This window comes from Neobacillus canaveralius (assembly GCF_047237705.1).
Taxonomy (GTDB): Bacteria; Bacillota; Bacilli; order Bacillales; family Cytobacillaceae; genus Neobacillus; species Neobacillus niacini_K.
Genome location: NZ_JBDFLL010000001.1, coordinates 625,296 through 645,392, shown reverse-complemented (window position 1 = coordinate 645,392; position 20,097 = coordinate 625,296). Strand labels below are relative to the sequence as shown.

Genomic DNA, 20,097 nt, shown 5'->3' with positions numbered 1-20,097 from the left:
AGTTAGTTGTGTGGTGTAAGCTTTCTTTGATAATTAGCTATCCGTGTATAATCTTCTTCTAATACTCTTGATAAGTGAATAAAGATCGGCAGCAATTGCCTGTATTCTTTTGCTGCAGCTTCTTCAGGTGCATGTGTAAAGGTGCTACCAACCATTTCAGAAACAACATCAAATGAATCGATTTTTCCTGTGGCATATAGCCCTAAAATACAAGCCCCTAGGCATGAACTTTCATAACTTTCGGGAACGACTACTTCCGATTCAAAAATATCGGACATCATTTGCCGCCAAACCTCCGACCTTGCGAAGCCTCCTGTTGCTTGGATTCGAGTTACGGGACCATCCATGCATTCCGTTAATGCTAAGAAAACAGTGTATAAATTGTAAATGACACCTTCTAACGCTGCTCGAATCATATGTTCTTTCTTATGTGACAGAGTTAAACCGAAGAATGAGCCGCGTACATCAGGGTTCCATAATGGCGCTCTCTCACCTGCGAGGTAGGGATGAAATAATAATCCATCCGAGCCTGGTCTTACGCGTTCGGCAATCTTGGTTAATACTTCGTATGGATCAATTCCTAATCTTTTCGCTGTTTCGATTTCAGAAGAGGCAAATTCATCCCGAATCCAGCGAAGGACGATTCCACCATTGTTTACCGGGCCGCCGATGACCCAATGCTTTTCCGTTAACGCATAGCAGAAAATTCTTCCCTTGTCATCCGTTTGCGGCTTGTCAATAATCGTGCGAATCGCACCGCTTGTCCCAATGGTAACAGCTATCTCGCCTTTTCCAATCGCATTGACACCAAGATTAGAAAGGACTCCATCACTGGCACCAATGACAAAAGGAGTTTGTGGATCGATACCCATTTGTTTGGCGATATCAGGATTACAGTTGCGGAAAATTTGCGTTGTTGGAACGAGTTCAGATAATTGATTTCTTGTTACACCCGCGATTTTTAATGCTTCTTCATCCCAATCCAAGTTTTCTAGATTCATCATGCCCATACATGATGCGAGTGAATGATCGACAACATATTGATCAAAGAACTTTTTAAAAATAAATTCTTTAATCCCGATATATTTTTTTACATTAACAGCGATTTCAGGACGGTCTTTGACAATCCAAGCGATTTTGGTTAATGGTGACATCGGGTGAATCGGTGTTCCAGTCCGTTTGTAGACTTCATGTCCGTTCAACTCATCCTTTATTTTATGTGCCCAAGCTTCACTGCGATTATCCGCCCAAGTGATACAAGCTGTCAGCGGCTGGTCGTTTTCATCCATTGCGATGACACTATGCATGGCGCTGCTAAATGATATGAAAGATAATTTTTTATCAGGATGACGTTTCGATATATTGGTAATCGCTTGCAAAACAGCTTGATAAATCTCATTCGGATCTTGCTCGGCTGTAGACATATCCGGTGTGTAAAGTGGATACCCATGATTCTCTACCTGGATCACTTCGCCTTTTTCCGTAAATAGTGCTGCTTTGGTACTTGTTGTTCCGATATCTACGCCTAACATATAGTTAGTCATTTTTTTGCACAGCCCCTTTAGCTAGCATTTGTTGTGACATCCAGAGGTCATCAACTGTTCCTTGAACTTGAACATCATCAAAGTTTAGATGTAAAGATTCAAGCATGAGCTCTCGATCCTTCGATTCGATCGCTTCTATATAAATCTCATGATTTCGTATAACCCTGGTAAAGTCTTCGTACTCTTCTTTTATGCGCAAACGCATCGATAAAAGAATTAAGCATTCCATCACAGGCTTTAAGTTATCCCAAATCATCAGCATGTGCGAATGGTTAATTGACCGAATAATCGTTTCATGAAATAAGACGTCCTGCAGGGCAAATTCGTCAGCATCACGATATTTTATCGCGACTTTCATCATTTCTAATATTTTACTAAGCTCTCTTGATAGTTGTTTAGTTTCCAGTTTTATAAGACGTTCGAATACAAACGTTTCAATAAGCAGCCGAACATCATAAATCTCATGTATTTCTTTTTCTGTTAAACCAATAACAACTGCACCCATTCTTTCTAATCGGATGATATTTTCTGATGCTAGTATTTTTAACGCTTCCCGAATGGGTGACCTGCTCACCGCAAAATCAGCAGCCAATTTATTTTCAGATAAGATGGTGCCGCTTTCAATTACACCTGAAATAATACGCATTCTAAGCTCGCAAGCTACACGGTCACCAGCAGAAGCTTTTGAAAGACTTTTCTCGGGATAAAGAAATTCCTTTGTTTCTGTCATAGTTTCACCCTCTTAATGTAATACAAGGATACTTGTATACAAGTATTATAAAACTAGGTTTCTAATTTTGCAAGCGCTTTTCTTCTTCCAATATTTTGCTACCTTCCTCTATAAAAATAGTAAAAGCTTGAGAAAGGTCCTCAAGCTTTTACTTTGGTAGTAATCGTAGTGCGCTTTATTGTTCAACAAAATCTACGTACCTGCCAAATGCCACGCTTTACCTGCAGATTTCCTCCTTTTATCTGCATATTTTCCTTTTTATCTGCCTATTCCTTTTGTTTATCTGCCTAACTAATTCCACACTCAAACGGATAGCTAAAAAGCCTGGCAGCGGCATGGCTACGGGTATTAAATTCCCTAAATATGGATATCCCACTCTGAATTAAGCCTAGAATCATGATCGAAGTTCGCTTTTTTAGTTACCTTTTTTATTCACCAACGTCGTACCTGCCAAATGCTCCCCTTTTCCTGCAGTTTTCCTCCTTCTATCTGCATATTTCCCTTTTTATCTGCCTATTCCCTTTGTTTATCTGCCTACCTAATTCCACACTCAAACTAGTAGCTTAAAAAGCCAAGCTGTGGCATGGCTATGGTTATTAATTTCCCTAAATATGGATATACCACATTAAATTACGCCTAGAATCTTAATCGAAGTTCGCTTTTTTAGTTACCTTTTCTACTCACCAACATCTTACCTGCCAAATGCTCCCCTTTACCTGCGGATTCCTTCCTTCTATCTGCATATTACCCTTTTTATCTGCCTATTCCCTTTGTTTATCTGCCTAACTAAATTCCACACTCAAACTAATAGCTAAAAAGCCTGGCAGCGGCACCTAATAAAATAAGACCTGCCCTCATTCCAAGAGCAGGTCTTCACGTTACTTCATAATAAAATACAAAACCATCATTAATACCGAAACACCCTGCCCAACAGCCAGCCCAATCAGCCATTTTTTAAACAGTCCTTCTCTCTTTTCAGCACTTTTAACACTCTGCTTCCACTTTTCATCCCACTTGTCCTGAGCCGCTTTCTGGACTTGCACCACCTGCTGTGTCAACTCTGCTATTTCCGCTTTATACCTGTCTTCAATGGCGATAATCTCTTGTAAAATCAACCCTAATCGATCACTCACCACTTCAAATTTCACATTCAAGGCGGAAGACTGCTCACTCAAAGCTTCCTGCAACCGCCTAATATCCGTCCGTACCCGATCTGTTTCCCCGATGATAAACGCTTGATCCTCCTGCTGGAACCCTTTTGCTTCAGCTAACAGCTTTTCCGTCTTCTCCAGATTTTCCTGATATTGCTGGTGCCAAAAGGCAATCTTCTTTTCTAGAACGAGAGTATTCTCATTAAACCTTTCCATCCCGCGCTCAAATATCTCGTTCTGAGGGTCAATCACCTCTTCCCTCAGCCTCTCACTCACCTGAATAGGGAAGCCTTGCATGGAACGTTGCATATTTTCAATAGATTCATAAACTTCTTCATTCAAGGCCGCAATCGTTTCTTCTCGGTCTTTCATCAGCTTTTTCAAGTCATCATAAAAAAGGTCGTCATTAATTTTCCTAAGTGATTGAATGGCCTCGGTATATTTCTCATCAACAGTATTAGACGTATTCATATCCAATGATCCTCTCCGCTTGCTTTAAGATAATTTGACAGTACTGGTGGTAGGCCCATCGTTCCTCATCAGAAGCATTCTCCGCGAATAACTTCTCCCGCCAGTATGACACGGTTTTCACAAACTCTTCTTTTAACATATCATCCAGCACTTTTGGTCGCAGTCTATTCTGTTCCCACTTCGTCTTCGCTCTACCCAATTTATCTTGAATCTCGAGTAGATGTTTTTCCTTCTGATTAATTTTTTCCTGCAACTCTAGTACTTTTTCTTCAGCTAATAGTTTATTCCCGTTCTCATCATGAATAAGCCGCATAATTTCTTCTTTACAATTCTTTTTATACTGGTCAATCTGGTTGTCATAATACTCATAAACGGTATTATTATTCCATTCCAATGTATCATGGACAATCCAATAATCTTCTTCAAAATTTCCTACCTTTATGTAGTGGTCCAGTCCCCTGCCATGCTTCAAACTTACAGCCACTACGGGCGGATTGGTTTCAATATCAAACTTGGCATTGGACGAGATGTTCTGCATGCTCTTTGTAAACAACAGCCAAATATGCGATAGCTGTCTTTGATAAAAATCTACCATATCCATCTCGACTAGTTGATAGCTTTCCAACAACCTAGATACCTTTCGCTCCTTAAAGACGACCTGATTCTTTCTATCAAATGTAAACTTGTCATCCAACAAGCACTCGAACTTTTCCAACTGAATCTGATCCAAGGCCTTTTCTTCACCCTCGTAAATCGCAAGTTCCTTATGTAAAACATCACATGTTAACTCCAAGTTCTCAATCGTTCGCCTATCCGCCTCCATGCCTTCTACCAGCGTTTTCAGCTCTATCTCCATCCGCTCGAGATCAAGACTCCTCTGCATGAACATGCTTTTCTCGTTGTTTTTCATCTCGATAACTTGATTCTCAGCAGTTCCATCCTTTTGATCTCCAAAGACCAGAAACCGTTCATTAAAACGATCTATCGCTTCATAAATCCATTTGTTCTTTCCATCTTCTAACGTGGTTAGCAAATCGGTGATCATGCTTCATAACCTTCTTTTAGTAACTGTTTATTCAAAAAATTATATAGACTCAACATCCATTCACTCCCAGAAACCCGATGCTTTCATTCTACTATATCTCCACCCAGACTTCGACACTTCTCTGCAAACTTCCCTATCAATCAAACGATTGTGTAAAAACAGGATAAATCCCAGCATAGAAAAGTTTCTATCATAATTTAGTTAAAATAATTGTCTTTTATTATAAAAGAATTATGAAAATTTAGCATTTCTATCAGAGATTATCACTATGGGTCATTGGCACTAATTGTTCCGAGGTTGAATACTGTGTTAAAAAGCTTTTTAGGAGTGATTTTTCATGGATATCCCTGTTTCTGGCTTTATGTATGCTTCTGATGGTTCAGACCCGATGCATTCCCATCGAATGTATATTACATCTTGGGACGGAAGGCCTGTTCATGTTCACAGCTTTAGCGGCATTACCTCTTTTGAAGATGGACACAGCCATCAATACGCTGGAACAACCGAGCCAGCACCCACTGGGGTCCCGCATAACCATCGATATTTTACCTTTACTTCTGTTGACGACAGACATAGACACCAAATCCAGGGAGTAACAGGACCAGCAATTCCGCTTCCAAATGGGGGCCATTATCATGAATTTAATGGTGTTACCACAGTGGAAGGAGCCCGGCCACATAGACACTTTTATAGTGGAAGAACAAGTCTCTAAAATCAAATCCTGTACATTAAAAAGGGAGCATTCTAGTCAATAGAAATGCTCCCTTTCAAAATTACCAGCATCGACATCTAAATATACAACCAATATTCCTGCATGGTCTGCGTCCGTAATAATCATTGTCTTGCTTTTGATCATGATTATGATCATTATCTTTCATTTGACCACATCTGTTGTCTTGCTTTTGACCACAGTCATTCTTTCTGTATTGATCATGTTTGTTATAGTTGTCTTGTTTGTTACAACCACAATCATCGTGCTTGTCATTCTTGTCCTTGTCGTGGCAATCATCATGGCGTTGATTGTTTTTGTTTTGCTTTTTATTACAGCCACAATCTTTGTGTTTGTCATTCTTGTCCTGTTTATTCCAACCATCATGCTTGTTGTTATTATCCCACTTGCTGCCATCATGGTGGTGGTTGTTATTGTCTTGCTTTTTACAGCCACAATCATGTTTGTCATTCTTGTCCTGTTTGTTCCAACCATCATGTTTGTTGTTATTGTCCCACTTGCTGCCATCATGGTGGTTGTTATTGTCTTGCTTTTTACAGCCACAATTACGTTTGTCATTCATGTCCTGTTTGTTCCAACCATCATGCTTGTTGTTATTGTCCCACTTGCTGCCATCATGGTGGTGGTTGTTATTGTCTTGCTTTTTACAGCAACAATTACGTTTGTCATTCTTGTCCTGCTTGTGGCAATCATCATGCTTGTTGTTATTGTCCTGCTTTTTACAGCCACAATCATGTTTGTCATCCTTGTCCTGCTTGTGGCAATCATCATGCTTGTTGTTATTGTCCTGCTTTTTACAGCCACAATCATGTTTGTCATCCTTGTCCTGCTTGTGACAATCATCATGCTTGTTGTTATTGTCCTGCTTTTTACAGCCACAATCATGTTTGTCATTCTTGTCCTGCTTGTCGTGATCATCCTGCTTCATACAATCTTCATGTTTGTCGTTTTGATCTTGCTTATTGCCGCCATCATGCTTGTCGTTATTGTCGTGCTTATTTCCACCTCCGTGCTTATCGTTTTTGTCCTGTTTATTGCCGCCACTGTGCTTGTCGTTTTGATCTCGCTTATTGCCACCATCGTGCTTGTCGTTTTGATCTTGCTTATTGCCACCATCGTGCTTATCGTTATGTTCGTGTTTTTTCTTATTGTCTTTCTTATCTTTGCCATGTTGATGCTTATGGTGTTTTTTCTTACCTGGCATTTTCCTTACTCCCTTCTTAACAAACTTATTTATATAGTTAGTTTATTAAGAAATCGAAATATGGCTTGGACGAACATCCAGCATAAGGCTTTTTAAGAAAAACGCGATCTTTTTAAAAAAATAATCTGGACGCAGCCCAGCTCTGGTAATATACATATACGATTGGTTTGAATGAATGTAAAAAGGAATAAATGCAAATAAATATATACATCTCGTTACATCAACTTGTGATCTGGTGAGCATTATTTGATCATGGTGCGCTAGCAATGGACAGGATTCGTTAAGGAGGAATACGAATGGGTAGATGTGAACTTTGTGAGCGAGATGAGGTTGAGACAACAGTTCATCATCTGCTGCCCAAAGAAATGGGTGGTACATTTGGACCTACCGCCAACTTATGTATCCCTTGCCATAAACAAATCCATGCTCTTTATACCAATGCAGAAATCGCAGCCCGATTAACAACCATCCCTGAATTAAAAGAAGATCCTCAACTATCACGTTATCTGAAATGGATCTGGAAGCAGCCTTCGACAAAGCTAATGAAAATAAAAAAATCAAATGAGCGGAAACGGAAGCGTTAGACTGGGGAACTTGGGAGACGTTTAAAGCTACCTTTTTTCTTAAAAGTCCTCTACCTGCATAAATTTGGTCCTTACCTGCGGATTTTTTTCGTTTACCTGCACAAATTCCATTTTACCTGCATATTTCCTTTGTTTATCGGCATAACAAATCATCCACCCCAATCTAACGTTGAAAAAGCCAGGCTAACGGCCTGGCTCTGGCATTTATATTTCCTATTTATTTATGGATATTAGACTCAGATTTAAGCGTAGATTCTGGATTCAGGTGCTGTTTTTAAGCTATCTTTTTTTAAAAGTCCTCTACCTGCATAAATTTGGTCCTTACCTGCGAATTTTTTTCGTTTACCTGCATAAATTCCATTTTACCTGCATATTTCCTTTGTTTATCGGCATAAACAAATTCGCTTAAACTCAAGGATGGAGGCAGTTTAAACTTTACGGTTCGAACCAGCATAAAATCGATCTCTTACCCGCTTAAGCCTTGCATGATAGTTTAGAATATCCAACCGAGCCTTTTCTGCTTCAGGAGCAATCGGTCTAAGATTCTCAATATCCCAATATTCCACAATAACATCCAGCACTTGATCAAAGTATTCAAGCGGCCCGTAATTGGCTTCCTTTGCAATAATAGACATCCGGTCTTCAAAATCAGGCATAACCGTTCCTGGCATTTGGAAATTCTTAATCACATAACCAAGGTAGTAGCAATAATTCGGTTCCAATTGCAGGTGTAGCTTGATAACATCGCGATAAAAAGCATAATGCAGCGTTTCATCCTTGGCGAGACGTCTGAGTAGCGTAGCCAATTCTTTATCATGTGATCCTGCTACCTTCGCAACATTATAATAAAACACCATGGTTGCCAGTTCCTGGAGCGACGTATATACCATCGTCTCAAAAGGGGTATGAAAATCAGGCTCCCAACCTCCTTCTACCGTCATCTTGTGCAATTGACGAATACGTTTAGGATCTGCGTTTCTTGTTATCAAAAGATATGTCTCCAAAAGGTTTGAATGCTGATCTTCTTCTGCTGTCCAGGTATGGACAAAATCCTTGATGACAGAAAGCGACCCTTTAAAGGTTTGATCCAGGTGGGATGTAAACCAAGGTAGATTCACCTCAGTTAAAAGAGCCGTCTCTACTGCAGTTACCACACCCGCCGGCAATGTTACCTGCTCAGGGTTCCAAGGTACCCTCTTAAAATCCTGCGCTTTATCCCAAGGCAAGAAATCATGATAGCCCCAATCTATTTTTGCAGCTCTTCTCTTATGTTCTTCATAGAGCTCTTTTAATTGCGGTTCAAGTCTAAAATCTAAATGGTTCGTAAGCAACTATCTTCCACTCCTTTTGACTACTTTAACGTATCACTCTATTAAAACACAAAATTAACAACATTCCGAATTTAAGAGCCTCATTTAAAAAGGTGAAAAAAGGTGACAGGCACCAAAAATGACACGTTGTCACTTTTTTATTGACTTATGACACAGTGTCATCTATAATCTGTTAGTACTCAGTTGTGACACGATGTCACATTTCGGATAGGAGAATCATTATGCCAAAACAAACGTATTTTCACTTATCGAAGGATAAACAAGAAACTTTAATTGCGGCTGCTAAAACGGAATTTTCTAGAGTTCCGTTACATGAAGCATCCGTTGCTAACATAATCAAAAGCGCTGGAATTCCGAGGGGTAGCTTTTATCAATATTTTGAGGACAAAGAGGATCTATTTTATTATTTGCTAAATCAATTAGCGAAAAAAAATAATCAACGATTTATTTCTGTTCTTATGGACAAAAAAGGAGATTTATTTGAGTCGTTTATTGCAACCTTTCAATTTATGCTCGAGGTCCATCGAAATCCAGAACACAAAAACTTCTTTAAAAATGTTTATTTAAATATGAACTATAAGCATGAAAAAACCTTGGCAAATAATGTTTATGAGGAAACCCAGAAAACTCAATATTTTAATACCATCAAATTAATTGATACAAGCAAATTGAACATTAATGATGAACAAGAACTTCACCATGTATTGAAAATTCTGATGGGTGTCACCTTTCAAAACCTTGTTCAACTGTTCGTTAAGGAATATAGCGATGAAGAAGCGCTAGAAAATTATCTCGGACAAATTGACCTCCTAAAAAGAGGCTTGCAAAAATTTTAACAAAAGGGAGAAAAAAATATATGGATACAGCACTACAAAAGAAACCACCATATTTGATGATAGCGATCTTATTTGTTGGGGCATTTGTCTCTTTTTTAAATAACTCACTATTAAACGTGGCACTTCCATCGATTATGGTAGATTTAGAAATCAAAGATTACTCCACCGTTCAGTGGTTAGCTACAGGCTATATGCTTGTCAGCGGAATCTTAATTCCGGCGTCAGCCTTTTTACTAACACGGTTTTCAAATCGTAGTTTATACATTACATCCATGGTACTATTCACACTAGGTACACTACTCGCAGCTTTTGCGCCAAACTTTGGTCTCTTACTTACAGGTCGCATGGTTCAGGCAGCAGGTTCTTCCGTCATGGGACCTTTATTAATGAACATTATGTTAGTAAGCTTCCCACGTGAAAAACGTGGTACCGCAATGGGTATCTTCGGTTTAGTTATGATTACAGCACCAGCAATCGGACCAACGCTATCCGGTTACATCGTAGAATACTACGACTGGCGCGTATTGTTTGAAATGATTTTACCATTAGCCGTTATTAGTTTATTATTGGCTGTTTGGAAGCTAGAAAATGTAATGGAACAAAACAAAAATGCAACACTTGATTACCTTTCAGTCGTATTATCGTCCATCGGTTTTGGCGGATTACTCTATGGTGTAAGTTCAGCAAGCTCGGACGGATGGGATGATACCATCGTTTTAACCACGATCATCGTTGGTGGCATAGCCTTAATCGCGTTTATTGTTCGTCAATTAAAGATGGATCAGCCATTATTAGATTTACGTGTTTATAAATATCCAATGTTTGCACTTGGATCTGTGATTGCGATTGTCAACGCAGTAGCCATGTTCTCAGGTATGATTTTAACACCTGCTTATGTACAAAACGTTCGTGGAATTTCACCACTTGATTCAGGATTGATGATGCTGCCAGGTGCGGTTGTGATGGGGATTATGTCACCTATTACCGGTAAACTTTTTGATAAATTTGGCCCGCGTATACTAGGAGTCATCGGGCTTACCATTACCGGCATTTCTACTTATATGCTGGCGCATTTACAAATCGATTCTAGCTACACCTATATTATTCTTGTTTACACGTTACGTATGTTGGGGATGTCTATGGTAATGATGCCAATCATGACAAACGGGTTAAACCAATTACCGACTGTGTTAAATCCGCACGGTACAGCGATTAACAATACAGCTCAACAAGTGTCCGGTTCCATCGGGACAGCAGTACTCGTAACGATTATGAACTCCGTTACAAAATCAGAAGCGAAGAGCCTTATGGCTGGTGTTGATCCAACGACTCTAACAGAAGCTTCAACTGCTTTATTAACGCAGCAGGCTTTATTAGCGGGGATTCAATATTCCTTCTATGTAACACTCGTTATCAATATCGTTGCACTCGTATTAGCTCTATTCGTTAAACGAGTGGATACAAGCTTAGAAGTGGTTAGAAAGTTAGAACAGCAGGGCAGCAGACAAATCAAGCCTGTGGCACAATCGAATTAAGTTAGAATTGGAAGTAATTATTTCAAAGAAAAACCATGCAAGCAAATGATAAAAACGCAGACCGTTTAACAGGTCTGCGTTTTTGTATGAAGATCTTTTTTGCTTATGGAAGAAGTCGGTTACTGCACCTGTCTTTGCTAAATAAATTGATTTAAAGGAATATTGATCTGTCCTTCATTTACGCCAAACCCATTTTCCTTGTACCCTCCCAGCATTTTAAGAACAATAGGGACGGTTCTTATGGTTTTTATAGACCACAAGAACCGTCCCTATTGTCTCTCTTTTGTCTTTAAATGCATTACTTCCATTTTCTTTTAAATTTTAGAAACTCTTGTAGGTAACCGTAAACAGATACAGGAGACATGATTATTTGGTAGCAAAGAAAGTAAAAAATAAAGCCTATTATATTTTTACGAATTCTAAGTTTTAAACGTTTGAATACAAAATTTCTTTGATAGAAATAGAGGAAACTATAACTGATAAGTGTTAAAGGCAAAACAAATAATGTCGCTGGCCCAACAATCAAGAAGTTCCCGAAAAACGCCAATATGAGACTGGGAATCCAACATAATGTGAAGGTTAAATCTAAGAAAGGCATGATTAAATTAATTCCGGTCATATATTTCACATAAATTTGCGGCTGTTTCCAAGGTTTCACTTCATGTAATCCTTCAATCATGCCCCTTGCCCATCTTGCTCGTTGCCGTACCAAATGTTTAAAGGAACTGGGAACTTCCGTAAAGGCAACCGCACATGGCTCAAAGTAAACCTTCCATTTTCTTTCAAGCAGACGCCAAGTTAAAACGATATCTTCACCTATGGCATCCGGCCAACCTCCCACTTCCTTAATGCATTCTGTCTTGTACAGACTGTATGCACCCTGGGCTACTAAGGTCCCCTGATATAGCCCCTGAAGTCTTTTAATAGAGGCGATACCCAAGAAATAATCCCATTCTTGCATTTTAGTTAATAAATTCTCTCTACTGTTTTTCGCCAAAACACTGCCTGCGACAGCGCAAACTTCTTCTGGGCTGAATTTCATTCTTGATACAAGATAACGGATAGAAGAGTGATGAAGCAGTGTATCAGCATCTAATGTAATGAAATAGGGTGTGGGAATAGACTTTAGCGCATAATTTAGGGCGTGAAACTTTCCAGGTTTTCTTTCATGAACCAACCTAATATCAATCGATAATTTTTTCTTTGCTTTTCTCACTTCATTAACCGTTTCATCTGTTGAACAGTTATCAATGACTATTACCATTAATTTACCTAAATAGTCTTGTCTATCTATATATTGCAACGTTTGAAAAATTTTATCTTCTTCATTATGTGCAGCGATAAGTATCGTAATTTCATCGTGAGGATCTTCATTCTTAGAGGGAGGCTGGCGATCTAAAATTAGGCTTATGACCAGAAAAGCGTTCATATAACCCGGAATGTACGCTAACCCGCCAATGATAAGTAAAGCCAGAGGATAGGATACATGATAAGCTAAATCTTCTAACCAAGGGTGAGCTATATAAATCGAAATGCATAACCATAAAAGTGCAAAACAATGGCTTATCCAAAACTTACCTGCAACTGGAATGTATAGTGGATTGTGTTTAGTCTCTACTTGTGAATCAATTGGTTTTAGTTTAGGTATCATATATTATGCACCTTTCACAATTAAATTTATAACTTCACCATTTTTCTATGAGTTTCTTAGTGTAGTTTTGATTAATGTAATCAATAAGCTTTTTACACAACTTCACATATTCAAGTCTAACGCTCGTTTTCTCTTTTATTTCTAAAAAAATTTCGAAAAGTAAATTAACTATTCGACAAGAACCCCTCCAATTCCTTCGAAATTAGATAAAATAACCCATGACATTTTACCTATATTCTTCGACAAACTTCGAGTGAAGTGGCAGGGTTATGACATCAAACAAGGTAATTAAACATTTGATTAGTTTGGGGAGAAACCTATTATCATCACGGGTTTTCACCGAAAATAAGTGCGAGGATTGACGAAATGGAGGGAGCTTTTAATACTTTTGAATAAACTCTTAAAATTTACAAAAAAACCCATTCCAGATGAAAACTAGAATGGGTTAGAATTACTTTATTATTTTATAGCCTGAACCCTTAAAGAAGCTTTTCCGACTAATCCGTAATAAGATAAGAATGCCAGTAAGCTTGCTGAAAACATAATAACCGCCATTGGAATCGCTGAATATTCCCCGGCAATTCCTACGAGGGGCGCCGTTAATGATCCTAGTACAAATGGAAGGAGTCCTAATAGCGCAGAAGCACTTCCTGCAATATGTCCTTGTGTTTCCATTGCTAATGCAAACGAAGTGGTACCAGTGATTCCAATTGATGAGACAAAAAAGAAAATTGGAATGGCAACAGCAATCAGCGGTGCCTTAACTAGAAGAGCAACCAATAAAGCCAAACCTGATAAATTGGCAATCAATAACCCGATCTTTAAAAAAGCTCTCTCTGAAAAAACACCTGCAAAGCGGCCAACCATCTGAGTTCCAATAATGAGCGCAATTCCATTGACTCCAAACAATAGACTGAACACTTGGGGAGTCACACCATAAATATTCTGATAGACAAACGATATTCCCGAAACATAAGCGAAAATTCCTGCAACCATGAAGCCTTGCGTAAGGGCATAACCGGTGAACTGGCGATCTTTTAACAAAGAGCCAAAATTCTTCACAATTTGTGAAATATCACTCGGGACACGGTTTTCATTTGGTAATGTTTCTTCCAGTTTCCATAAAACGATTAAAAACAATACAATCCCTATACAAGCTAGAACAAGAAAAACGCCTGACCAATCGGTAAATGCCAGTATAATCCCGCCTGCAATCGGTGCTACAATCGGCCCAAGGTTCCCCACTAACATCAATAAAGCGAAGAACTTGGTGAGTTCCCTTCCACTATAGACATCGCGAACAATGGCTCGCGAAATAACAAGCCCTCCTGCTGCTGCAAAGCCTTGCAAGAAACGAGCCCCGATAAAGATGTAAATAGTAGGGGCAAATGCACATATCACAGAAGTGATTAAATACATAATGAGGAAAAATCGCAACGGCTTCTTACGCCCTTGAACATCACTCATGGGTCCAATAACCAATTGACCCAATCCCAATCCTAATAGGCATGTCGTTAAACTAATTTGTACTAAGGAAGCAGTTGTGTTGTACTCCTTTACAATGGTGGGAAAGGAAGGTAAATACGTATCAATGGTAAAAGGACCTAATAATGAAAGTGACCCTAAAAGTAAAGCTAGTTGCAATCGTTTTGTACCTGTTAATTTATTCACTATTTCTGTCCTTTCTATTCACCCGTTTCCACTCATTTGGCTGCATATACTTTTTAGTTCATTCTTAATCCACTCTATTTGTGCAATAACGGGTGACATGCTATTTATTAAGAAATGGATTATAAAGTGCATGCAATGAAATTAGCATAGGGTAAACATTTCGTCAACCGAAGTGAATTTCCCTAAACATGAATCCTCCACATTCAAGAACTTATTTTGAAATTGAAAAATATTAATATAATTCCTTAAAGAATTCTAGGAGTTAATACCCATAATCGTTGCATCAAAAAAATGATATATTACAGTTACGTTAATACATATGAACTAAATTTGAATTGGGAAATGCTGTTTTTATCATTGATATAAAGTTTACCCATATAATTAGTTTACACCACTATTTAAGGGGGAATTGGTTATGAATCAACAAACCTTAATATTGGACCTGGATGATACTCTAATCCACTGTAATAAATACTTTGAGCAAGCGAAAAACCAATTTGTTAAGCAAATAAAAGAATGGATTAAAACACCATCCGATGAAGAAATCAAGCAAAAGCAATTAGAAATTGATTTAAAAAGTGTCGAGATACACGGCTTACTTTCAGAAAAATTTCCTGAATCGCTTGTAGCAACCTATTTTTACTTTTGTCAAAAATATGGTAAGGGAATAAAGGCAAATGAAGTAGAACAAGTTCGAAATATTGGCCGGAGTGTTTTTGAGACAGAAGTGGAGCCTTTTCCTTATATGTATGATGTCCTGAATAAATTACAAGAGGACGGTCATCAACTCTACTTATTCACTGGCGGCGATGTAAAAAATCAAACCAGAAAAATTAAACAATTAGGATTAGAACCCTACTTCGAAGAAAGAGTGTATATTTCTCAACATAAAAACAATAAAGCCTTAAAAAAGGTTATAAATAAGATCCCCGCTAGCAAGAAATCCATTTGGATGATAGGCAATTCACTCAAAACAGATATAAAACCCGCAATAGAATTAGGTATAAATGCGATTCATATTCCATCAGAAATTGAATGGAGCTATAATATTGTGGATTTAGAAATGGAGCAAAAGAGTACATTTGCTGAATTACCTTCACTTCTTGATTTGCCAGTTTTTTTTAGAGAATACGTATTCTACAATGAAGCAATGTGATAAATCATGACCATGGGGACGGTTCTGGTGGCTCAAAAAACCACCAGAACCGTCCCCAATGTCAAATGTCATGTTATGCCCAGTTTCCATTTTTAAACAGAGGCACTTTTCTTCCATCATGATACTCAGCTTCAATCTCGAGATCGGCTGAACCAATCATAAAGTCAGTGTGTCCATTGCTATGATTAATGCCTTTTTTCTCATAATCCTCAAAGCTTATATTCTTTGCATCATGAAGTGCCATGGAAATCGCGTTTCCAATCGCCAGATGGCATGAAGCATTCTCATCAAACAATGTATTATTAAAGATAATACCGGAATTCGAAATGGGTGAATCATGTGGCACGAGCGCCACTTCACCAAGATATAACATACCTTCATCCATACTAAGAAGCTGTTTTAACGTCTCGTATCCTTTTTCTGCAGAAAAATCAACCACTTTTCCATCTTTAAACGAGAGGCTAAAGTTCTCGATTAAGTTTCCTAAAGCAGATAAAGGTTTTGTACTAGCAACGGTACCGTTTACTCCAAATTTATAAGGAGTCGTAAACACTTCTTCTGTTGGAAGGTTTGGAATGTACGTGGTACCAAAAGTCGATTGATGTCCACCACCTATCCATTTGTGGTCAGGATGAAGCTCGATGGTAAGATCTGTTCCTTTTGATTTATAATGCAGTGTCTTAAACTTTTGTTCGTTCAGATAATCCACTTTTTTTATAAGTGTAGCTGAATGTTCCTTCCACGCTGCGATCGGATCTGGTTGATCGACTCTTACTGTTTTAAAAATCGCTTCCCATAAAGCAGCTACGGCTTCATCTTTTTTCAACTCTGGATAAATACTCACTGCCCAGGCTTCAGTGGGTACACCGATGATTGCCCAGGGCACATCACCCTTTAGTCTTTTTTGAGATAAGGTTTGCAGTTTTTCAGCACCGTTTTTTTGTACGAACATAATACGTTCAGGTGGGATATTTGCGTATGCATTAGGATCAGTACCTGCAATGTATAGCATACAGTCGTTCTGGTCGGCAAGGCTATTGAACTTATCAATTTCCCATGGTTGGATGAAATCCTTTAATACTTCATCCGATGCGTTTAAATAATGAATTCTATTCAGACTCGGATCAACCCAATCTACAAACACTCGTTTACACCCGTATTCATAAGCATATTTCGTGATTCTTCGTGTGAAATCAGCTGTTTCAATAGAAGAATTGATTAGTAACCTCTGTCCTTTTTGAATGTTTAGACCTATCTTGACAACTAATTCAGCATATTGATCCAACTTCTCTTCAAAGCTTTTCATGCTTCTCCCCCTCATAAAATAAAGTCTATTTTGCGATTTCACTTTAGACTATACCATCCCAAAACAATGAAATAAAGTTAATTTATGTATACTCTCATTCACCAGAACTATATTGTTTTACCCACACTATTCGTTCTGAGAAGGCAAATTGAAAAATTGCTTTTAAGTTAAAAAATACAGAAACTGCCGCCACAAAAAAGGTTATTTCCGCCAAACAGAGAAATTATTAACGGAGATTAAAATTTAGATAGAGGGAAATGACATGATTACATTAAATGAAGTAACTAAACAAAACTGGTTAGACATTGTAAGACTTAGCAGTGCAGAAGACCAACGAAACAAAGTATTCGAAAAAACAATTGCCTCAAACTGTTTATCGTTAGCACAAGCGAGTATAGAAGAAAATTGGACCGTTAAAGCCATTTATCAAAATGATACGCCCATAGGCTTTACCATGTATGGCTATTCTGAAGAACTTGCTGGCTATGAAATATGTAGAATTATGATTGATTACAAGTTTCATGGTAACGGTTATGGCAAGCAAGCATTACTCTTAATCATAAAAGAAATGGTAAATCAATTTAATTGTAACGAAATATTTATAACCATTGTTCCCGAAAACGAAATAGCAAAACAACTATATTTATCAGTAGGTTTTAAAGATACTGGCAAAGTAATTAAAGCCGTTGAAGATGAATTAATCTTTTCAATTAAGCAGTAGTCAATAGGGACGGTTCTCTTGGTTTTTTAGACCACAAGAACCGTCCTCAAAGTCACAAAGTCAAAACAAAGGTCAAGATCTTGCCTTAGAAATAAGTGTTCGTGAAACGCCAAGGATTCTTGCTGTTTGATGTTGGGAAAGACCCTTGATTCCTTTTGTTTTTTTGAGTATTTCATCTCTTTGGAGTCTAGGTAAACTCTTAACATTGGCAATATCAATTTCATTCAGCAGATTCTTAAGTACTTCCCTAGCTTCTTCATCTGTTAGTCTTCTTTTATCCAAGTGGTGATCTAGACATTGATCTTGATTGACCTTTTCATTAAATTCTTTAAATCTCTCACTGGCCAGAATGGTATCCCCCGAAAACATTCCTAAAATGTAATCAGAGTCCACCAGTTTTCTTCTCTCATCATGATTACCGTAATATTGCCGGCAACTGCTCCATCTCCAGTCACCTACCCTTTTGACCATTCCTGCTTTAAGTGGATTTTGGTGGATGTATCTTACCACGGTCAATAAATACTGTACATTTTCTACGTTCTCACTTTTGAACCTGTCTTGAAAAAGATGTCCTGATGTTCTGTACTTCCAGTTATAGTATGAGACATAACTTACACCTATTCGCTTCATGGTGTTCGATATGTCTTCATTGCCCTCCCTTAATAGGAGGTGCACATGATTACTCATCAAACACCAACTGTACATCTCCACCTCGGATTTCAGCTTATAGATATGTAATAATTCAAGAAATTTCAAGCAGTCCTCATCATCATGGAAGATTTCCTGTCGATTGGCACCTCTTAGCATAATATGATAGATTCCGCTCCTGCTTTTCACTCTTGCTCCTCGTGGCATATTAAACACCACTGAAAAAAAACAGTCTATTTTTTTGATCCATTCCCCTAAAACAACAAAAATTTGCCAAGATATGATTCTCCTTTACACTAGTTTTATTTCCATAGGGACGGTTCTCATGGTCATGTGAGGTTAGACCAAATGAACCTACCCCATGATTTTTGATTATTGGGTCAAGTGGTTAAAAATTTGAGAGATAGATTAGATGAGGTAATACATTGAAATGAGAAGAAAAAAGACAAAATGATATTTTCATGTTGGATAAACATTCGAGGGAACTTTAAAAGGGAGAAAGAAGGAAACTATTACTATTAAAATTATCATACACCTTTTATCAAAATACTCCAGTCATTTTTTGCTTATATTCCCTACTAAAATAAAAGAATAATACCAATAGAACGTTCCAAACTAAAAAGGCATTGCTGAAGTCCAGCAATGCCCCCTCGTAAAAGCAAGTGATTATCAAGATAAAGCCAGGAGAACCGTCCCCATTGTCCCCCCTCATTCACTCATCGAACATGCATATCGTTTGGATTAGGGCCTTTTCGTCGATTACGATTAAGTTTATTAATTTCGTTCATTTCATCTGCACTAAGTTCGAAGTCAAATACGTTAAAGTTTTCTTCGATTCTTGATGGTGTAACGGATTTAGGAATGACGATGGTGTTGTTTTGTAAATGCCAGCGTAACACAACTTGCGCTGGAGATTTGCTGTGTGCAGCAGCAATTTTTTGAACCACTTTGTCTTGCAGCACCTCACCGCCCTGTTCAAGAGGACTCCAAGCTTCTAAAAAGATATTGTGTTTTGCGCAAAACTCTTTTAACTCATTTTGTGCAAGGTATGGATGACACTCCACCTGATTCAGTACCGGCACAACTTCACATTCTTTTAAAATGCGCTCTAAGTGCTCAATTTCAAAGTTACAAACCCCGATTGCCTTCACTCGTCCATCACGATAAAGCTTTTCTAAAGCTTTATAGGTGTCAACATACTGGTCAAAATTAGGAGTTGGCCAGTGAATCAAATATAAATCAATATAATCAAGTCCTAATCTGTCCAGGCTTTCCTCAAATGCACGTAAGGTTTTTTCAAAGCCTTGGTCAGCATTCCAAACCTTGGTGGTAATAAATAACTCTTCACGAGGAACGGAGGATTCTGCAATCGCCCTTCCCACGCCCTTTTCATTTTTATAGATCATCGCCGTATCAATCGATGTGTACCCAGCTTTTAGTGCAATTTCAACCGCCTCTGTCGCCTGGTCGTCAGGAACCTGCCAAACGCCAAAGCCCAGCTGCGGCATTTTTAAACCGTTATTTAAAGTTACAAAATTCATGCTACATTCTCCTTTTACTATCGATATGTAATTACCTTCATAGATTATCATACCTGTTAATTTATGCGCTATTTCTTGGATTTCTATTCATCTACTCTTATTGGTGAAATGATTTTAAATTCAGAGGGACGGTTCTCATGGTTTTTTATATGGCTAGTGCAGACCACGAGAACCGTCCCCATGATCTCCATGATCTCTTTTGCTTAACGGTAAATGAATTTGAAAAATATGGAGAGAATACA

General features: G+C 38.2%; 17 protein-coding genes. 7 read left to right on the top strand and 10 right to left on the bottom strand.

Features of this window, described 5'->3' with window-relative positions:
* Positions 1–2: 2 nt before the first annotated feature.
* The 4 genes from gntK to ABC255_RS03095 all read right to left on the bottom strand — a co-directional run bounded on the left by gntK (position 3) and on the right by ABC255_RS03095 (position 4,941).
* Positions 3–1,544, bottom strand: coding sequence for a gluconokinase (gntK, locus tag ABC255_RS03110; protein ID WP_412991305.1), 1,542 nt, complete (start codon positions 1,542–1,544; stop codon positions 3–5).
* Positions 1,537–2,274: a GntR family transcriptional regulator gene (locus ABC255_RS03105; RefSeq protein ID WP_412991304.1), complete on the bottom strand. Its 738-nt coding sequence runs from the start codon at positions 2,272–2,274 to the stop codon at positions 1,537–1,539. The genes gntK and ABC255_RS03105 overlap by 8 nt, the downstream gene beginning before the upstream one ends.
* 878 nt (positions 2,275–3,152) lie before the next feature.
* The gene (locus ABC255_RS03100) at positions 3,153–3,896 is read right to left on the bottom strand and encodes a hypothetical protein (protein WP_412991303.1); all 744 of its coding nucleotides are present in this window, start codon (positions 3,894–3,896) and stop codon (positions 3,153–3,155) included.
* Positions 3,883–4,941 (bottom strand): hypothetical protein, encoded by a 1,059-nt coding sequence (locus ABC255_RS03095; protein ID WP_412991302.1) that lies wholly within the window; start codon positions 4,939–4,941, stop codon positions 3,883–3,885. The genes ABC255_RS03100 and ABC255_RS03095 overlap by 14 nt, the downstream gene beginning before the upstream one ends.
* 337 nt (positions 4,942–5,278) lie before the next feature.
* Between ABC255_RS03095 and ABC255_RS03090 the strand changes: the two genes are divergently transcribed.
* The 3 genes from ABC255_RS03090 (at position 5,279) to ABC255_RS03080 (ending at position 7,459) form a co-directional block, all read left to right on the top strand.
* Complete coding sequence (locus tag ABC255_RS03090) at positions 5,279–5,653, top strand: YmaF family protein (protein WP_412991301.1); 375 nt, start codon at positions 5,279–5,281, stop codon at positions 5,651–5,653.
* Between the two features lie 142 nt (positions 5,654–5,795).
* Entirely contained in the window at positions 5,796–6,971 is a 1,176-nt protein-coding gene (locus tag ABC255_RS03085) for a hypothetical protein (RefSeq protein ID WP_412991300.1), read from the top strand.
* 200 nt (positions 6,972–7,171) lie between these two features.
* A complete protein-coding gene (locus ABC255_RS03080; protein ID WP_412991299.1) occupies positions 7,172–7,459 on the top strand; it encodes an HNH endonuclease in 288 nt (95 codons plus the stop codon).
* Positions 7,460–7,887: 428 nt separating this feature from the next.
* Here ABC255_RS03080 and ABC255_RS03075 read toward each other — a convergent pair whose 3' ends face one another.
* Positions 7,888–8,790, bottom strand: coding sequence for an acyl-ACP desaturase (locus ABC255_RS03075; protein ID WP_335529596.1), 903 nt, complete (start codon positions 8,788–8,790; stop codon positions 7,888–7,890).
* 221 nt (positions 8,791–9,011) lie between these two features.
* Here ABC255_RS03075 and ABC255_RS03070 point away from each other — a divergent pair, with 221 nt between their 5' ends.
* Together ABC255_RS03070 and ABC255_RS03065 are read left to right on the top strand one after the other, a co-directional pair.
* Positions 9,012–9,626 (top strand): TetR/AcrR family transcriptional regulator, encoded by a 615-nt coding sequence (locus ABC255_RS03070; protein ID WP_412991298.1) that lies wholly within the window; start codon positions 9,012–9,014, stop codon positions 9,624–9,626.
* Between the two features lie 20 nt (positions 9,627–9,646).
* A complete protein-coding gene (locus ABC255_RS03065; RefSeq protein ID WP_412991297.1) occupies positions 9,647–11,161 on the top strand; it encodes a DHA2 family efflux MFS transporter permease subunit in 1,515 nt (504 codons plus the stop codon).
* 298 nt (positions 11,162–11,459) lie between these two features.
* Here the strand turns inward: ABC255_RS03065 and ABC255_RS03060 are convergent, their stop codons facing one another.
* Both ABC255_RS03060 and ABC255_RS03055 read right to left on the bottom strand, forming a co-directional pair.
* On the bottom strand, positions 11,460–12,812 hold the full coding sequence (locus ABC255_RS03060) for a glycosyltransferase family 2 protein (protein WP_412991296.1): 1,353 nt from the start codon (positions 12,810–12,812) through the stop codon (positions 11,460–11,462).
* Positions 12,813–13,271: 459 nt separating this feature from the next.
* A complete protein-coding gene (locus ABC255_RS03055; protein WP_412991295.1) occupies positions 13,272–14,483 on the bottom strand; it encodes a multidrug effflux MFS transporter in 1,212 nt (403 codons plus the stop codon).
* A 415-nt stretch (positions 14,484–14,898) separates the two neighbouring features.
* Between ABC255_RS03055 and ABC255_RS03050 the strand changes: the two genes are divergently transcribed.
* Entirely contained in the window at positions 14,899–15,639 is a 741-nt protein-coding gene (locus ABC255_RS03050) for an HAD family hydrolase (protein ID WP_412991294.1), read from the top strand.
* Between the two features lie 73 nt (positions 15,640–15,712).
* Here ABC255_RS03050 and ABC255_RS03045 read toward each other — a convergent pair whose 3' ends face one another.
* On the bottom strand, positions 15,713–16,945 hold the full coding sequence (locus ABC255_RS03045; RefSeq protein ID WP_412991293.1) for an aminopeptidase: 1,233 nt from the start codon (positions 16,943–16,945) through the stop codon (positions 15,713–15,715).
* A 262-nt stretch (positions 16,946–17,207) separates the two neighbouring features.
* Here ABC255_RS03045 and ABC255_RS03040 point away from each other — a divergent pair, with 262 nt between their 5' ends.
* Positions 17,208–17,666: a GNAT family N-acetyltransferase gene (locus ABC255_RS03040; protein ID WP_412991292.1), complete on the top strand. Its 459-nt coding sequence runs from the start codon at positions 17,208–17,210 to the stop codon at positions 17,664–17,666.
* 72 nt (positions 17,667–17,738) lie between these two features.
* On the opposite strand, the gene ABC255_RS03035 is transcribed toward ABC255_RS03040, so the two are convergent.
* Positions 17,739–18,521, bottom strand: a complete 783-nt coding sequence (locus tag ABC255_RS03035; RefSeq protein WP_412998469.1) for an REP-associated tyrosine transposase — start codon at positions 18,519–18,521, stop codon at positions 17,739–17,741.
* Positions 18,522–19,030: 509 nt separating this feature from the next.
* Entirely contained in the window at positions 19,031–19,855 is an 825-nt protein-coding gene (locus ABC255_RS03030; RefSeq protein ID WP_412991291.1) for an aldo/keto reductase, read from the bottom strand.
* Positions 19,856–20,097 lie beyond the last annotated feature (242 nt).

What these genes read in the sequence shown, in the direction of transcription:
- ABC255_RS03060 (WP_412991296.1), bottom strand. Translation starts at nt 12,812, where the DNA reads ATGATACCTAAACTAAAACCAATTGATTCACAAGTAGAGACTAAACAC.
- ABC255_RS03070 (WP_412991298.1), top strand. Translation starts at nt 9,012, where the DNA reads ATGCCAAAACAAACGTATTTTCACTTATCGAAGGATAAACAAGAAACT.
- gntK (WP_412991305.1), bottom strand. Translation starts at nt 1,544, where the DNA reads ATGACTAACTATATGTTAGGCGTAGATATCGGAACAACAAGTACCAAA.
- ABC255_RS03045 (WP_412991293.1), bottom strand. Translation starts at nt 16,945, where the DNA reads ATGAAAAGCTTTGAAGAGAAGTTGGATCAATATGCTGAATTAGTTGTC.
- ABC255_RS03100 (WP_412991303.1), bottom strand. Translation starts at nt 3,896, where the DNA reads ATGAATACGTCTAATACTGTTGATGAGAAATATACCGAGGCCATTCAA.
- ABC255_RS03105 (WP_412991304.1), bottom strand. Translation starts at nt 2,274, where the DNA reads ATGACAGAAACAAAGGAATTTCTTTATCCCGAGAAAAGTCTTTCAAAA.
- ABC255_RS03065 (WP_412991297.1), top strand. Translation starts at nt 9,647, where the DNA reads ATGGATACAGCACTACAAAAGAAACCACCATATTTGATGATAGCGATC.
- ABC255_RS03095 (WP_412991302.1), bottom strand. Translation starts at nt 4,941, where the DNA reads ATGATCACCGATTTGCTAACCACGTTAGAAGATGGAAAGAACAAATGG.
- ABC255_RS03080 (WP_412991299.1), top strand. Translation starts at nt 7,172, where the DNA reads ATGGGTAGATGTGAACTTTGTGAGCGAGATGAGGTTGAGACAACAGTT.
- ABC255_RS03030 (WP_412991291.1), bottom strand. Translation starts at nt 19,855, where the DNA reads ATGAATTTTGTAACTTTAAATAACGGTTTAAAAATGCCGCAGCTGGGC.
- ABC255_RS03050 (WP_412991294.1), top strand. Translation starts at nt 14,899, where the DNA reads ATGAATCAACAAACCTTAATATTGGACCTGGATGATACTCTAATCCAC.
- ABC255_RS03085 (WP_412991300.1), top strand. Translation starts at nt 5,796, where the DNA reads ATGATTATGATCATTATCTTTCATTTGACCACATCTGTTGTCTTGCTT.
- ABC255_RS03040 (WP_412991292.1), top strand. Translation starts at nt 17,208, where the DNA reads ATGATTACATTAAATGAAGTAACTAAACAAAACTGGTTAGACATTGTA.
- ABC255_RS03035 (WP_412998469.1), bottom strand. Translation starts at nt 18,521, where the DNA reads ATGCCACGAGGAGCAAGAGTGAAAAGCAGGAGCGGAATCTATCATATT.
- ABC255_RS03090 (WP_412991301.1), top strand. Translation starts at nt 5,279, where the DNA reads ATGGATATCCCTGTTTCTGGCTTTATGTATGCTTCTGATGGTTCAGAC.